Source organism: Dietzia sp. SLG310A2-38A2 (genome assembly GCF_014145095.1).
Taxonomy (GTDB): domain Bacteria; phylum Actinomycetota; class Actinomycetes; order Mycobacteriales; family Mycobacteriaceae; genus Dietzia.
This window is the reverse complement of sequence record NZ_JAALDX010000525.1, coordinates 1-2488: the sequence shown is the minus strand read 5'-3', so window position 1 is coordinate 2488 and position 2488 is coordinate 1. Positions and strand designations below refer to the sequence as shown.

Annotated in this window: 3 protein-coding genes and 1 pseudogene; all 4 read left to right on the top strand. The window is 71.2% G+C overall.

Going from position 1 to position 2488, the window contains the following annotated elements; genetic code table 11:
- Positions 1-229 (top strand): annotated as a pseudogene (locus G6027_RS16610) (DUF2993 domain-containing protein); the annotation flags it as partial.
- A gap of 10 nt (positions 230-239) precedes the next feature.
- On the top strand, positions 240-1070 hold the full coding sequence (locus G6027_RS16605) for a sulfurtransferase (protein ID WP_182638115.1): 831 nt from the start codon (positions 240-242) through the stop codon (positions 1068-1070).
- A 48-nt stretch (positions 1071-1118) separates the two neighbouring features.
- Positions 1119-1619: a hypothetical protein gene (locus G6027_RS16600; RefSeq protein ID WP_182638114.1), complete on the top strand. Its 501-nt coding sequence runs from the start codon at positions 1119-1121 to the stop codon at positions 1617-1619.
- A gap of 119 nt (positions 1620-1738) precedes the next feature.
- Entirely contained in the window at positions 1739-2428 is a 690-nt protein-coding gene (locus G6027_RS16595) for a heme-binding beta-barrel domain-containing protein (RefSeq protein WP_182638113.1), read from the top strand.
- The last annotated feature ends 60 nt before the right edge of the window (positions 2429-2488 follow it).

Here is a 2488-nt window from a genome sequence, read left to right as displayed (position 1 = left end):
TCGTGGCGCGCACCTCGTCCCGGTCGCGGCTGCGACCGGACCCTCCGGGATCCCCGACCAGGACCCCGACCTCGCGCTGCGCCGGACCGCGCTGACCCTCTCGCCGGACGTCCTCCCCCTCGGCGTCGCGGTGGAGACCCTCACCGTGAGGGGCGGCACGATCACCGCCGGTGGCACCGGCGCCCCGGGCACAACGCCGCTCGGCGACCTGGCCCGACCGGACCACTAGACTCACCGACATGAGTCGCGACGACGTACTGGTCAGCACCCGCTGGGCCGAATCGCGCCTCGACGATGACTCGGTGGTCTTCCTCGAGGTCGACGAGGATGTGGCGGCGTACCACACGGACGGTCACATCCCCGGCGCCGTCGCACTGAACTGGCGCACGGAGCTGCAGGAGGAGTACACGAGGGATCTCGTGGGCCGCGAGAGGTTCGGCGAACTCATGTCCGAACGCGGGATCAGTCGCGACCACACCGTGGTGGTGTACGGCGGAAACCACAACTGGTTCGCCGCCTATGCCTACTGGTACCTGCGGCTCTACGGTCACGCCGACGTCCGCCTGCTCGACGGGGGCCGCATGCGTTGGGAGCGCGACGGGCTGCCGCTCGGGTCCGACGTGCCCCGGCGTCCGGTGACCGACTACGTCGCCGACCCGCAGGATCTGTCGATCCGCGCGTTCCGCGACGACGTCCTGGCGGGTCTGGGCAGTGACGCGCTCGTGGACGTCCGCTCCGTCGACGAATACACCGGCAGGCTCGCGGCGCCGGCCGGGCTACCCCAGGAGGGCGGCCGCCAACGTGGCCACATCCCGGGCGCCGTGAGTATCCCCTGGAACCGCGCGGTCACCCGCGACGGCACCTTCCGCACCGACGCCGACCTCCGCGAGATCTACGCGGACTTCCTCGACGAACCCGGTCGCCGAGTCGTGACCTACTGCCGCATCGGCGAGCGTTCCAGCCACACCTGGTTCGTCCTCCACGAGCTCCTCGACCAGCCCGACGTGGTCAATTACGACGGCAGTTGGGTGGAGTACGGCTCCCTCATCGGGGTCCCCGTCGAGAGGTGAGCATCGTCCCCGCCCCGCACGGGCGGGCGACTCGCTAATCTCTGGGGCATGTCACTTCTCTCCCGAGCGCTCGGATTGGCCGCACGCGCCTCCGTCGTCGCGGTCGGCGCCTCCGTCGCCTCCGCCGTCATCGTCGGAATCGACCAGCGACGGGGCGCCGTCCCCCAGGTCCCGGACCACCCCGGCCCGTACTCCCCCGGGGAGCGCGAGGCTGCGGTGCGGATGTACCTCACCGCGCTCACGCTGCCCGCGGCCGCGTTCCGGGTGCCCTTCGCACCCGACTGCGTTCGACGCGAGAACGGGCTCAGGACCGGGTTCGGCGCGGACCACCTCAGGTGGGACCTGCATCTGCACCTGCAGTACTCGACCATCCGGGAGGTGCGCGACATCGTGATCACCGTCGACCCCCCGGGGCGCGAGGGCGTCGTGCACGCGGACTTCACCCTCGTGACCGTGGTGGGGCTCAAGGCACGGGTCAGCGAGGACTTCGTGGTGCCCTCCGAGGACTGCCTCATCCACTCGATCGACGCCCGCATCTCACTGGGCTGACGGCCTCGGGGTTAGGATTAGGCCATGGTGCTCTTCTTCGAGATCCTCCTCGTCCTCTGCACGCTGGCCATCCTGTGGGCCACCTGCTACATCGTGTACCGCACGGTCACCGACGAGTCGTGACGGACGGCGACTCCACCGGCGCGGTCGACCCCACGCCGTCCACCCCCGAGGGGGGAGACGGCGACTCGGTCGTACGCGGATCCGCGAACGCTGCGGTCGATGCCGCGGCGCAGCGTTCCGAGCAGACCGCGCGGCGGAACATCCCGGCGTTCTCCGAGCTCCCGGTCCCGGAGGACACGGCCAACCTCCGGTTCGGCCCGGACCTGCACCCGGGTCTTCTCGCCCTGCTCCCCCTGGTGGGGGTCTGGGAGGGCGAGGGTGAGGCGGACACCGCCGACCGGGGTGAACACCGCTTCGGCCAGCAGATCGTCGTCTCCCACGACGGGGAGAACTACCTGAGCTGGAGCTCCCGCGCCTGGACGTTCGACACGGGCGGGGCGGTGGACGACGCCGCGTACCGCGAGTCGGGGTTCTGGCGGATCTCCGCAGACGACCAGCTCGAGTTCCTCGTGGCCCACGCCTCCGGGGTCATCGAGATGTACTACGGCGCGCCGATCAACCAGGCCGCGTGGGAGATGGCGACCGACGTCGTCCTCGCCTCCCCCACCGGCCCGGAGCGAGGCGGCGCCAAACGCATCTACGGGATCGTGGAGGGCGGTGACCTGGGGTGGGTCGAGGAGCGCGTCCATCCGGAGAAGGGCCTGGTCCCGCACATGTCGGCGCGCCTGCGGCGCGTCGCCGGCTGACCCACGGTCGGCGCGTCGCCGACTGACTCCCGGTCGGCGCCGGACGGCGGACCCGCGGTC

What these genes read in the sequence shown, in the direction of transcription:
- G6027_RS16605 (WP_182638115.1), top strand. Translation starts at nt 240, where the DNA reads ATGAGTCGCGACGACGTACTGGTCAGCACCCGCTGGGCCGAATCGCGC.
- G6027_RS16600 (WP_182638114.1), top strand. Translation starts at nt 1,119, where the DNA reads ATGTCACTTCTCTCCCGAGCGCTCGGATTGGCCGCACGCGCCTCCGTC.